This window comes from Aurantimonas sp. C2-5-R2, from assembly GCF_036549495.1.
In the GTDB taxonomy this organism is placed as follows: domain Bacteria; phylum Pseudomonadota; class Alphaproteobacteria; order Rhizobiales; family Rhizobiaceae; genus Aurantimonas; species Aurantimonas coralicida_A.
Genome location: NZ_JAZHLJ010000088.1, coordinates 1 through 12,312, shown reverse-complemented (window position 1 = coordinate 12,312; position 12,312 = coordinate 1). Strand labels below are relative to the sequence as shown.

General features: G+C 64.9%; 10 protein-coding genes. 4 read left to right on the top strand and 6 right to left on the bottom strand.

Annotated features, from left to right (window positions below):
- Positions 1-67 precede the first annotated feature (67 nt).
- Positions 68-487: a RecX family transcriptional regulator gene (locus VQ044_RS21360; RefSeq protein ID WP_327649479.1), complete on the bottom strand. Its 420-nt coding sequence runs from the start codon at positions 485-487 to the stop codon at positions 68-70.
- A 192-nt stretch (positions 488-679) separates the two neighbouring features.
- A complete protein-coding gene (locus tag VQ044_RS21355) occupies positions 680-1,156 on the bottom strand; it encodes a hypothetical protein (RefSeq protein WP_327649481.1) in 477 nt (158 codons plus the stop codon).
- Between VQ044_RS21355 and VQ044_RS21350 the strand changes: the two genes are divergently transcribed.
- Positions 1,155-2,000 carry an isocitrate lyase/PEP mutase family protein gene (locus VQ044_RS21350; protein WP_327649483.1) on the top strand — a complete coding sequence of 282 codons (846 nt, stop codon included), beginning with the start codon at positions 1,155-1,157 and terminating at the stop codon, positions 1,998-2,000. The two genes, VQ044_RS21355 and VQ044_RS21350, sit on opposite strands and share 2 nt — an antisense overlap.
- Before the next feature lie 43 nt (positions 2,001-2,043).
- On the opposite strand, the gene VQ044_RS21345 is transcribed toward VQ044_RS21350, so the two are convergent.
- Positions 2,044-5,505, bottom strand: coding sequence for an indolepyruvate ferredoxin oxidoreductase family protein (locus tag VQ044_RS21345; RefSeq protein WP_442872985.1), 3,462 nt, complete (start codon positions 5,503-5,505; stop codon positions 2,044-2,046).
- 404 nt (positions 5,506-5,909) lie between these two features.
- Here VQ044_RS21345 and VQ044_RS21340 point away from each other — a divergent pair, with 404 nt between their 5' ends.
- Both VQ044_RS21340 and VQ044_RS21335 read left to right on the top strand, forming a co-directional pair.
- Entirely contained in the window at positions 5,910-6,527 is a 618-nt protein-coding gene (locus VQ044_RS21340) for a TRAP transporter small permease subunit (RefSeq protein ID WP_327622563.1), read from the top strand.
- Positions 6,520-8,322, top strand: a complete 1,803-nt coding sequence (locus VQ044_RS21335) for a TRAP transporter large permease (protein WP_327649486.1) — start codon at positions 6,520-6,522, stop codon at positions 8,320-8,322. The genes VQ044_RS21340 and VQ044_RS21335 overlap by 8 nt, the downstream gene beginning before the upstream one ends.
- Before the next feature lie 122 nt (positions 8,323-8,444).
- Here the strand turns inward: VQ044_RS21335 and VQ044_RS21330 are convergent, their stop codons facing one another.
- Together VQ044_RS21330 and VQ044_RS21325 are read right to left on the bottom strand one after the other, a co-directional pair.
- Positions 8,445-8,846 (bottom strand): hypothetical protein, encoded by a 402-nt coding sequence (locus tag VQ044_RS21330; RefSeq protein WP_327622566.1) that lies wholly within the window; start codon positions 8,844-8,846, stop codon positions 8,445-8,447.
- Between the two features lie 9 nt (positions 8,847-8,855).
- A complete protein-coding gene (locus VQ044_RS21325; protein ID WP_327649488.1) occupies positions 8,856-9,779 on the bottom strand; it encodes a DcaP family trimeric outer membrane transporter in 924 nt (307 codons plus the stop codon).
- 282 nt (positions 9,780-10,061) lie between these two features.
- On the opposite strand from VQ044_RS21325, the gene VQ044_RS21320 reads away from it, so the two are divergent.
- Positions 10,062-11,042: a helix-turn-helix transcriptional regulator gene (locus tag VQ044_RS21320; protein ID WP_327649490.1), complete on the top strand. Its 981-nt coding sequence runs from the start codon at positions 10,062-10,064 to the stop codon at positions 11,040-11,042.
- Between the two features lie 107 nt (positions 11,043-11,149).
- Here VQ044_RS21320 and VQ044_RS21315 read toward each other — a convergent pair whose 3' ends face one another.
- A complete protein-coding gene (locus tag VQ044_RS21315) occupies positions 11,150-12,247 on the bottom strand; it encodes a TRAP transporter substrate-binding protein (RefSeq protein ID WP_442873855.1) in 1,098 nt (365 codons plus the stop codon).
- Positions 12,248-12,312 lie beyond the last annotated feature (65 nt).

Genomic DNA, 12,312 nt, shown 5'->3' with positions numbered 1-12,312 from the left:
GAAAAGCCCGTTGCCCCCGTTTCCAGGGCCGCGTAACCTCCAACCCGGAAACGCCGATCGCCGAAGTTCAACAAACTTCGGGACATCCCCGCCGCCGCTTCGCGTAGGCGGCAGCCGCGTCGCGTTCGCTGGTGTCGTCCTTGGCCAGCAGCATCTCGACGAGGTCGCGGCCGACGCCCTTTTCCGAGAGCTTCGCAGCCGCCATGCGCTTGGACGTCCGGCGCCGGCGCAGGCTCGCCAGGCGCGCCTCCGCGAACGCCTGGTCGTCGACGAGTTTCAACTCGACGAAGCGGGCTACCGTCGCGTCGATGAGATCGCCATAGACGGCGGGGTCCTCGCCAAGTGCATGGGAACGCCGCATCACCTTGCGCTCCAACACCCGGCGCAAATTTGCCGTGGTCGAGGCATAGCGTTCGAGATAATGCGCCGCCGCCCGGAATAGCCATTCGGGCGTGACCGGCTTCGGCTTGAAAGGCCGCTTGTCCATGCCGTTTCTATACGAAGCCCGGCTGTTCTGGCGCAATGGGTCTGGCGCACCCGCATCGTTCTAAAAGGGAGAAGCGATTTTCGGATGAAAGGTGCCGCCCGTCAAAGACGACAGCGCCGCTCCGAGCTTCCCGGACAGGGGGCTAGGCGCGGCGCACCGTGACTTCAGGCGATGGCTGAATTTCTGCTTCACTCAGCGCGCATTACCGGCCGCATGCAGACCAGATTTTTCCGCCGCGTCGAGGCGCCGCAACTGCTCACGCAGCGGCGCCGGTATGCGCTCGCACACGACGAATGTGGGGAGATTCCGCAAATGGCGCGAAACCTCTGCCTGGCGACGTCGATTGACGATCGTTCTTGCCAGTTCAGACATTGATATACCTTTCCCCTGCCGGATATGACTGGGTTCCGTTGCTGAATAAACAACTCCCAACCGCCGCAAAAGTTCCGAAACGCCGCCGAAAACGTCCTTGCGACGCAACGTCACATCCGCGAAGTGGCCGAAACGGCATTCCGCCGCTCGCGCGAATGCAAACCTGCGGGTCGAGATCGACAGAAACGGCCGTCTCTGCGTAAGGTTCAGCTTGCATGATCGCGGATGATCATGCGGGCTTCCCGCCGACTTTGCTTGAGTCGCGACATCATCCGAAACGGCAATGGGCACCTGCATGACGTCCTTGTCCCGCCGACATCAGACCTTTCAGGACCTCCATCAGGCGGGCTGTTTCGTCATACCCAATCCTTGGGATGCCGGTTCGGCCCGCATGATGGCCGCTGCGGGCGCCAAGGCACTCGCCACCACGTCGGCCGGCTTCGCCTTCACGCTCGGCCGGCCAGACATGGGCCATGTGACGCGCGACGAGGCGCTCGCCCATGCCGAAACGATCGTCGCGGCGTCCGACCTGCCGGTCTCGGGCGATCTCGAAAACGGCTTTGCCGACGATCCCGGCGACGTCGCCCAAACGGTTCGTCTGGCTGCCGAGGCCGGCCTGTCGGGCGGCTCCATCGAGGATACGCGGATGGCGCCGGGAAACCCCGCCTACCCGTTCGACCTCGCCGTCGACCGCATCCGCGCCGCGGCCTCGGCCGTCTCCGCGCTGGGCCGCCCCTTCGTCCTGTGCGCCCGTGCGGACGGCGTGATGAACGGCAGTTACGACCTTGACGAGGCGATCCGCCGCATAAAGGCTTTCGAGACGGCGGGCGCCGATCTTCTCTACGTCCCGGCGCCGCCCGGGGTCGATGAATTGGGCCGGGTACTCGGCGCCGTGTCGAAGCCGGTCAACGCACTCGCCGCCGGACCGCTGCGGCGTCTCTCCGTCACCGATTTCGCCGCGCTCGGCGTCCGCCGCATTTCGCTCGGCTCAACGCTTGCCCGCGTCACCCATGCGGCGATCCGCGATTGCATGCGCGAAATCGTCGACGAGGGCCGTTTCGCCGGCCTCGAATCCGCAGCTTCGGCAGCCGAAATCGACGCGATGCTCAAGGCGGGCGCCGGCGAGATCGACGCGATCTGATAGGGCGGGAGAACCAGCACGTCGCGGATATGCTCGTCCGCCCCTACTCCGCCGCCTCCGCCACACGCTCCATCCCCATAAACGCGGCCTCGGCCTCCTTACGCCGCGTCTGGGCCTCTACCGCGAAGCTCCGGCGAACGATGCCGAACCCCTTCAGCGTCTCCGGCCAGCGGGCCAGCGCCACCGCCGCCTCGTAATTGCCTGAGGAAAGCCCCGCAAGAATACGATCGAGGCTTGCCTCGTAGAGCGCCCGGTCGGTGCGCTCGGCCCTGCGCTCGGCCGAGAAACCGAACGGATCGAAGGGCGTGCCGCGCAGTCGTTTCATCGCCGCCAGGAGCTTGAAGCCGGTCATCATCCATAGGCCGAAAGCGCGCTTCTTCGGCCGGCCGTTCGGCCCGTCCTCGCCCATGATCGGCGGCGCCAGATGAAATTCCAGCCGGTCGTATCCAGAAAACCGCTCGCCGAGCTGCGCGGCGAAGCCGCCATCGGTGTAAAGCCGCGCCACCTCGTATTCGTCCTTGACGGCCATCATCCGATAGAGTTGCCGCGCCGCGGCGTCCGTCAGTTCACTGCGGTTCGGTGCGACCCTGACCTCGGCGGCGCGGATCGCCGCGACGCGGTTCTGATACATCTCGGCATAGGCGTCGTCCTGATAGGCGGCGAGCTCCTTTTCCCGCCGCGCGATCGCTTCGTCCAGAGTTTCGGAAAGACGCCTGTGGTCGAGTCCGGCCGACGCGTGATCGACCTCCGCCGCCGGACTGTTCGCCGGATCGTGGGCGATCGCCCGCCCCCATTCGAAGGCGGCGAGATTGGCCTCCACCGCGACGCCGTTCATCTCCAGCGCCCGCCGGATCGCGGCGCGCGAAACCGGCAGCGCGCCGGTCTGCCAGGCCAAGCCCAGCATGAGCATGTTGGCAAAGATGGCATCGCCGAACAGCGCGACCGCGATCTTCTCGGCATCCGCCACATGGGTGCGCTCAGCGCCGGCCGCCTCGCTCAAGGCCGTCAGCAGCCGCCGCGTCGGAAACGAGAAATCGACATTGTGGGTGAATTCGCCGGACAGGGTTTCGTGGCTGTTGACGACCACGTCGGTCTCGCCCCGGCTGATCGCCGAACGGACCTTGGCGGAAGCGGCCGTCACCATGTCGCAGCCGATGATCAGCCGCGCGTCGCCCGCCGCGATCCGGATCGACTTGACGTCGTCCGGGGTCGGCGCGATCCGCACATGACTCATCACCGCCCCGCCCTTTTGCGCCAGCCCGGCCATGTCGATGATGCCCGCGCCCTTGCCGTCGAGATGCGCCGCCATGCCGATGATCGCGCCGATGGTGACGACGCCGGTGCCGCCGACGCCGGTGATGATCACCCCCATCGATCGATCGAGTTCGGCGAATGCGGGCTCCGGCACATCGGGGGCGGCGGCCATGCGACGCTCGCCCTTCTTCAACTGGCCGCCATGGACCGTCACGAAGGACGGGCAGAACCCCTCGAGGCAGGAGAAATCCTTGTTGCAGGCCGACTGGTCGATCTGCCGTTTGCGGCCGAACTCGGTTTCGACCGCCGTCACCGCGACGCAGTTGGATTGGACGCCGCAATCGCCGCAGCCCTCGCAGACCCGCTCGTTGATCACGACGCGCCTATCCGGATCGGGAAACTTGCCGCGCTTGCGGCGGCGGCGCTTTTCGGCGGCGCAGGTCTGGTCGTAGATCAGGACCGTCAGCCCGTCGGTCGCGGCGAGGTCGCGCTGCACCGCATCGAGATCGGAGCGGTGATGGATCGTCGCACTCGCCGGCAGTCGCGGATCGCCCCGGTGCTTGTCGGGATCGTCGGAGACGATGGCGAGCCTCTTCGCGCCCTCGCCGGTCACTTGCGCTGCGATCGCCGCAACGGTGAGCCCGCCCTCATGCGGCTGCCCGCCGGTCATCGCGACGGCATCGTTATAAAGGATCTTGTAGGTGATGGTGGCGCCAGAGGCCGCCGCCGCCCGCAGCGCCAGGGCGCCGGAATGATTGTAGGTGCCGTCGCCGAGATTCTGGAAAACGTGGCCGCGGGTAGAGAAATGGTGCTCGCCGACCCAATTGGCGCCCTCGCCGCCCATCTGGGTGAAGCCTTCCGTCGCGCGGTCCATCCACAGTGCCATGTAGCTGCAGCCGATGCCGGCATAGGCGCGCGAACCCTCGGGCACCCGCGTCGAGGTGTTATGCGGACAGCCGGCGCAAAAATACGGCGTGCGGACGGCGATCTCGGACATCTTCGCGGACGTGCTGGTCAGGGTTTGGAGGCTTGCAACCCGCGCGACGAGTTGCTCCTGCGGCGTGCGGGCGAGGATGCGGCGGCCGATCGCGACGGCGATGTCGTTGGAGTCGAGCGACGCCTTCGGCGAAAACAGCGTCGCACCCTGTTCGTCGACTTTACCGACAATCGCGGGTGCATTGGCCGTGCCGTAGAGGATTTCCTTGATCTGCGGCTCGACCAGACCGCGCTTTTCCTCGACCACGATCACCTGGTCGAGCCCGTCGGCGAAGTAGCGGACGAAATCGGCGTCAAGCGGCCAGGGAACGCCGATCTTGCCGAGTCGGATGCCGAAATTCGCCGCCGCGACCTCGTCGATTCCCAGGCTCGACAGCGCCTGCTCGACGTCGAGCCAGGATTTGCCCAGCGACAGAATGCCGATCTTCGGGCTCCGCCCACCAGAATGGGCGATCCGATCGAGCCGGTTGGCGGCAAGGAAAGCGCGCGCAGCCGGCAGCTTGAAGTCATGGAGCAGCGCCTCCTGCTCCAGCGGATGGGCGGCCCGGCGAATGTTGAGCCCGCCCGGCGGCATGGCGAACTCGGGCAGGCTGACGGTGACACGCGCAGAATCGGAGCGCACCGTCGCGGTCGATTCGATGTTGTCCTTGACGCATTTCATCGCCGTCCACAGGCCCGAAAAGCGCGACAGGGCAAAGGCGATCAGGCCGTAGTCGAGGATTTCCTGGACGCCGGCCGGGTTGAAGATCGGGATCATCGCGTCGACGAAGGCGAATTCCGACTGATGCGCCGTGGTCGAGGATTCGCAGGTGTGATCGTCGCCCATCAGCGCGAGCACGCCGCCGTTCCTCGACGTACCCGCCAGATTGGCGTGGCGGAACGCATCGCCGGACCGGTCGACGCCCGGCCCCTTGCCGTACCAGATGCCGAAAACGCCGTCGTGGCGACCCTCACCGCGGATTTCGGCCTGCTGCGTGCCCCATAGTGCCGTCGCTGCCAGATCCTCGTTCAAACCCGGCTCGAAGACGATCTTGTGCCGCTCGAGCAATGCTTTCGCGCGGGCGAACTGCTGGTCGAGGCCGCCGAGCGGCGAACCGCGATAGCCGGTGACGTAGGCCGCCGTATCGAGCCCGGCGAGCCGGTCGCGCTCCGCCTGCATCAGCGCCAGACGCACGATCGCGTGTGTCCCGGACAGGAAAACGTTCGGAACGGTGAGATCGTACTTGTCGTCGAGCGAAACCGAGCGGTCGATCATGGAGCGAATGTCCTCCCAAGGCGGATGCGAGCCGCGCCTGCGGCCGTCATCCCAAGCGCTTTGTCTTCCTTACCGTTTTGAGGCGCGAGGGGGCCGACGTCAAAGGTTTTTCCTCACGTTCCCGTGACGAACCGGCTGTGGCGCGCAACGATCCTACTCCTCGACGCGGTGACCGTGGCTGTCCGGTGGAGGTGAAGCGCGGCGCGACGCGGCTCGCGCCCTTGCACAAGGCCCCGAAATTACTTAGCCACGACCGACTTCCCGGCGCCGGAACTGCTGGCCCAAACTTGCGGATCGCGGCGCCATCGGCGCTGTCCGGAACGGGATGACATGGCGTTCTTCGCCGCGTTCGAACCGCGAGCGCGACCGAAGCATCCGGGGGCACCAGGGGAGGATCGTGCCGGATGTCGGCTCTCATGGCTTTTTCGCGCGGCATCGACTGGCTGACGACCTTTCTTGGTCGCGCCGTCTCTTGGCTCATCCTCGTCGCGGTTCTCGTCAGCGCCGGCAACGCCGTCATGCGCAAGGCATTCGACATGAGCTCCAACGCCTGGCTCGAACTGCAATGGTACCTGTTCGGTGCGGTTTTCCTCCTGGCCGCGGCCTGGACGCTCAAGGTCAACGAGCATGTGCGCATCGACGTCGTCGCGGCGCATCTGTCGAAACGAACGCGCGACTGGATCGATCTGGTCTGCCACGTCCTGTTCCTGCTGCCTTTCGCCGGGCTGATGGTCTATCTCGCCATTCCTTACGTCCAGCTCTCCTACCGCCAGCAGGAGGTGTCGGCGAATGCCGGCGGACTGATCATCTGGCCGGCCAAGGCGCTGATTCTCGCGGGCTTCATTCTCCTTCTCGCCCAGGCGCTCTCCGAGATCATCAAACGGATCGCCGTCCTCCGCGGCGTAATCGAGGAACCATCGCCACACCACGATCTACCGCCCGCTGTCGAGGATGTTCTCGAGATGGAAGACGAAGGAATCCAGGCCACTCGCGACGACCAGCGGGTGCGGCGCGATGATTGAGTTTCTCGCGCACAACCTCGCGCCGATCATGTTCGTCAGCGTTATGGCGATGCTGCTGCTCGGTTACCCGGTCGCCTTCACCCTCGCCGCGGGCGGCCTGTTCTACTTCGTCATCGGAGTCGAGTTCTCTGAACTGTCGCCGCAGATCACGCTGTTCTGGACCCTGCTCGGCGCGCAGCCGGATCGGGTCTTCGGGATCATGTCGAACGACACCCTTTTGGCCGTGCCGTTCTTCACCTTCATGGGATTGGTTCTCGAACGCTCGCGCATGGCCGAGGATCTGCTGGAGACGATCGGGCAACTCTTCGGCCCGGTGCGCGGCGGCCTCGGTTACGCCGCGGTCCTCGTCGGCGCGCTGCTGGCCGCCACCACCGGCGTCGTCGCCGCCTCGGTCATCGCCATGGGGCTGATCTCGCTGCCGATCATGCTGCGTTACGGCTACGACCGGTCCTTCGCCACCGGGACGATCGCCGCCTCCGGCACGCTCGCGCAGATCGTGCCGCCGTCGCTGGTGCTCATCGTCATGGCCGACCAGCTCGGTCGCTCGGTCGGAGACATGTATGTCGGCGCGCTCTATCCGGCGCTGCTGATGATCGGGCTGTATCTTCTCTACACTTTCGCGGTGACGATCGTGCGGCCTGACGCAGCACCGGCACTACCGCCCGAGGCGCGCACACTCGGTGGCGGCGTCTGGTCGCTGATCGCCATTCTGCTCGCGGCGGTCATCATTACCGTCGTGACCTGGTACACGGTCTTCGCCGGTTTTCGCGACGAAGTCCGCGATGTCTGGGCGGTGACGACGGGTGTCGGCGTCGCCTACGCCGTCGCGCTGTTGAACCGCGCTTTCGGCCTCGGCCTGTTGTCGCGGCTGGCCCAGCAGGTGGTCATCGTGCTGATTCCGCCGCTGGCGCTGATCTTTCTCGTTCTCGGCACCATCTTTCTCGGCATCGCCACCCCGACCGAGGGCGGCGCGATGGGCGCGACCGGCGCACTGGCCATGGCTTTCAGCAAGGGTCGGCTCACGCTCAAGGTTCTGACGCAGGCACTGGAGTCCACGGCCAAGCTATCCGCATTCGTCCTCTTCATCCTGATCGGGGCGCGCGTCTTCGGCCTGACCTTTTACGGCATCAACGGCAATATCTGGATCGAGGAGCTGCTGCTGGCGATTCCGGGCGACGAATACGGGTTCCTGATCGCCGTCACGATTCTCATCTTCATTCTCGGCTGCTTCCTCGACTTCTTCGAGATCGCCTTCATCCTGATTCCCCTGCTCGCTCCCGTCGCGGAGAAACTCGGCATCGATCTGATCTGGTTCGGCGTTCTCATCGGCATCAACCTGCAGACCTCCTTCCTGACGCCGCCCTTCGGCTTCTCGCTGTTCTATCTGCGCTCGATCGCGCCGGCGGGCGAGTGGCTCGACAAGGTCACGGGCCGAACGCTCGCGGGGGTGAGCACACCGGCGATCTACAAGGGAGCGCTACCGTTCATCCTCATCAACGCGTTGATGATTGCCATCGTCATGGCGTTTCCTGGGTTGGTCACGCGGTACAAGGGAGACGTCAGGCCGCCGATGGACCCGGCGGAGTTCCGCCTGCAAATTCCCACCTTCGGCGGCGAAGGAGGCATGAGTCTGCCGCCGCTCGGCGGCAACTCGGGGACGGGCCAGCCCAACGATGCGTTCGGCCTGCCGCCGCTCGGATTGCCTGGCACCGCCCCAGGAGCAGCGCCGGCGCCCGACGCGACCGCCCCCGCGCCGCCGACGGTCGATCTATCGCAACCGCCAGCGTTCCAATAGGTTCGCCGGCCGGACAGCGGACAAGGAAAAGGCCCGGGACGGTTTGTCGTCCCGGGCCTATTTTCGACAGCGTGAACACCACCGGCACCAACCGGCGGCGACAGTCCCGCCCCGGGGTCGTGCTAGAAATCCATTTGCACGGAGGCCTGCAGCCGGACAGCGTCGTCGTTGGCGCCGCTGGCATCCTGCCGATCGCCCCAGATCACTTCGCCCCCATAGGTGATACCCTCGATCGGCTTCCAGAACAGCGAGCCATGCACGGTGTCGACGCTCTCCAGATCGGTGGGCGCGAAGGTGTCCATGAACTCCGTGCGGCCGAAGACGAGGCCGGCGGAAAGCTGCTCCGTCAACTGCTGGCTGAGGCCGGCGGTGACGCCATAGGCTTCGATCGTGTTCACGTTACCGGCCGCGTCGACGAAGGCGTCCTGCCCGAAGCCGTTGACGAGGTAGCGTCCGACGCCATCCCCATAAGTAAACGAGCCCAGCAGCTTGCCGCCCTCCCAAATACCCGCGTTGCCGGACACATTGACGCCCTAGCCAAGCTCGTCGTCGCCGATGCTGTTCGGCGAACCGAGATAGCGGCCGACGCCGGCCAACTTGATCAGCCCCCAGTCGTCGGCATAGGTCAGCGCGGCGGTAACGTCTGGCGCGACGTCGACGCCGGCGCGAATACCGAGATTGATGCTTTCGGAAATCGGCCCCGCCGCGTTGCGGCCGCTGAATTCGGAGTTCTCCACCGAAGCGGAAAATTTCAGCCTATCGTAGATCGGCGTCGTATAATGAAACTGAGCCTGGCGGATGAAAGGAATACCGGCAGGACCGTTGAAGTCGACAGTCGTCGGGTAGCTTTCGATCGGCATGAAATTGCTCCAGGTCTGGCCGACCAGAACCGGACCGACGGTGCCATAGGCATGGCGCAACCGGAACGGGCTCGAATTGGAGAACACCTCGTTGCCTCCACCGCCGAAGAAATCGCCTTCCACATGGGTCTTCAGCGGCCCCCAGGCGGTCGGCGTACTGGTCTTGACGGCAAGCCGGATCTGACGGGCATGGGCCCGGAAGCGCTGCTCGTCGGGCCCCGACGTAGAGATGGCTTCGGGGACGAACACGTCGCCGGTGGCTTCGTCGACGTCATAGATGAAATCGCCTTTGACATAGCCGGAGATCTCGACCTCGGAGTCGGTGCCGGGCAACAGGAAGGTGCCCAGCTTGCTGCCCGGCCTGAAGCCTGCGCTCTTGTTGGCTTCGACGTCCTTTCGGGTCCCCGCCTGCTGCGTCTCCAGCTGCTCGAGCCGCTTGGCCATCGTCGCCATCTGCGCCCGCATGGCGCGGATCTCGTCGGCGCTGCCCGCCGCGGCCGTTTGCATGGGAAACAGCGCGAACAGCGCTGCCGCGGCAACGGATGTTCTCGCCCAGGTCATGATCCCTCTCGTCTCGTCCTTCGTCTGGCCGTACATTGGAATTTCCCTTCCCCTCCGATTGACGCCGACAACGGCCAAGCGACCGATTTCGCAGCGAAACCGAGCCTAGGAACGGAGGATCGATGTCGTCTTTGCCCGCAGGCGACAAAGTCATTGTCTTGTCGCGCCAGACGCCACAGCCGTAACCGCCCGCTCGACGCTGCGATCAAAATGCAACACGGTCGTGTGAGCGGCGTCCGCTCGGCGCTTACGGTGTGTTAGCTTCGGACGATCGGGGTTCGCGACGGCAATGGATGCAGATCGCGGGAGGGCTGGCCCATGTCTCGTGTGGTATTCGATTCGTCACAGGTCGAACCTCGGCGACAATTCGAGCTTTTCTACCAGAACGTCCGCAGCAACGTGATCCGTGTCACGCCGGAGAGGCTGGACAGTGCGGAGGGTTTTCGCACGCGCGTGCTGTCGCACCGATGCGGAGCGAAGTCAGCGCATGTCATCGAAGCGCCGAGCCACTCGGCCAGCCGGACCCGTTCCGACATCAGGAGCTTCGATCCGGAAGAAATCCATGTCAGTTATATGGTCACGGGAGGTCGCCGGATCGTGTTCGACGACATCGACGCGGTGATTCCGCCAGGCCGGCTGTTCGCTGCCGACAGCCGCGCGCCGTTTCATCTCGGGCGCACCGGCGAGGACTACCGGGGTGTCAAGCTGGCCTTGCCGCTTGCCGACATGAAACCGAACGATTACCAGCGCTGCCGTTTGGCACCCGAGCGGCTGAAGGCACACCGTCTGCACGACGTGCTGTGTTCGACCTTCCGCGCCTTGGACGGCAGCTTTGCCACAGCCGGCGACGCCGAACTGTCGCTGCTCGTCAGCGTCGCGGAATGCCTCGTATCGGTCATTCTGCGAGACGATCGTCCCGATTCCATCGACGACCGCTGGGCGGTCGCCTTTCGGATCATCGAGCTGGAAATCGATCGATCGCTGGCCGATGCCGAGTTCGGCCTGTCCCGTATTTCCCGGCGCCTCGGCTTGTCGAGTCGCTATGTCCAGCGGGTGATGCTGCGCCACGACACGGCGTTTTCGACGATGCTACGTGAACGGCGCATGGATTTCGCTCGTGGCCTTCTCTCCGACACTAACCGAAGCATCGAAGCGATCGCGTCTGCGAGCGGCTACAGCGAGCTCTCAGCCTTCTACAGGGCGTTCAAGCGGTGTTTCGGCGTCACGCCGGGCGAATTTCGGGAGGCCAGTAGCGGGCGACAGATCGCCCGGCGTTCGGAGCCCGCGACCGCAGATTGATTCGGCAAACGCGCCCGGCGATCGAGAGGGCCAACACAGCTCCAAGAGCGGTTCGGGACGAAATCATCCCCGGGCCAGTGCCGTTTTCGCCTGGACCGGCGCTGTATTCAGAGCGCGCCCTCGCGCTGCTTGATCATCATGAACGTATCGAACGTGTATTCGGAGAGTTGTGCCCACAGATAGGCGTCCTGCTTGAAGGCGTTCTGGCTTTCCAGCAGCGTCCGGTAGTCCTCGTTCGATGCCGAGATCTCGTCATGGACCTCTTTCGCCGCCTCAAAGCTCGCGTTCATGATGTCCTGGCTGAACGGCCGCAATTGCGCGCCCTCGGCGACGAGCCGCCGGAGCGCGGCGGGATTGCGGTAATCGTATGAAGCGAGCATCGATGCGTTGATCGCCTGGCAGGCCGATTCCAGCATCGCCTGATAGGACTTCGGCAGCGCGTTCCACTGTTCGAGGCTGAACATCATGTGGAGTGCCGCGCCGCCCTCCCACCAGGCCGGGTAGTAGTAATACTTTGCCACCTTGTAGAAGCCGAGCCGCTCGTCGTCATAGGGGCCGACGAATTCGACCGCGTCGAGCGTACCGCGCTCCAGCGCCGAATAGATGTCGCCCGCCGGGATCTGCTGCGGAACCACGCCGAGTTTTTCCACGACCTTGCCGGCAAGACCGGCGATCCGCAGCTTCAGCCCCTTCAGATCGTCGAGCGTGTTGATTTCCTTGCGGTACCAGCCGCCCATCTGGGCACCGGTGTTGCCCGCCGGCAAGGCGTAAACGCCAGACTTGGCATAGAATTCGTTCAACATGTCGTTGCCGCCGCCCTCGTAGAACCAGGCGTTGAGCTGGCGGGCGTTGAGGCCGAACGGCACGGCGGTGCCGAAGGCGAAGGCCGGGTTTTTGCCGACATAATAATAGGAGGCGGTGTGGCCCATCTGGACGGTGCCGTTTTCCACCGCGTCGAGCACCTGCCCGCCCGGAACGATCTCGCCGGCCGCGAACAATTGGATGTCGAACTGTCCGTCGCTCGCCTCTTTCACATAGCGCACCAGCAATTCCGAGGCGCCGAAGATCGTGTCGACGGACTTGGGAAACGATGAGATGCAGCGCCAGTTGACCTTGGGCTTTTCCTGAGCGATGGCCGGCGCAGCCAGCGTCGCGGCCCCCGCACCAAGCGCGCCGGCGCCTAGCATTACAGTTGCTCTTTGGATCTGAGATGCGCTTGTCGAGCTGCGGCTTGGTGGGCGCGTCGCCAAGTTGACCAAGCAATGACGTG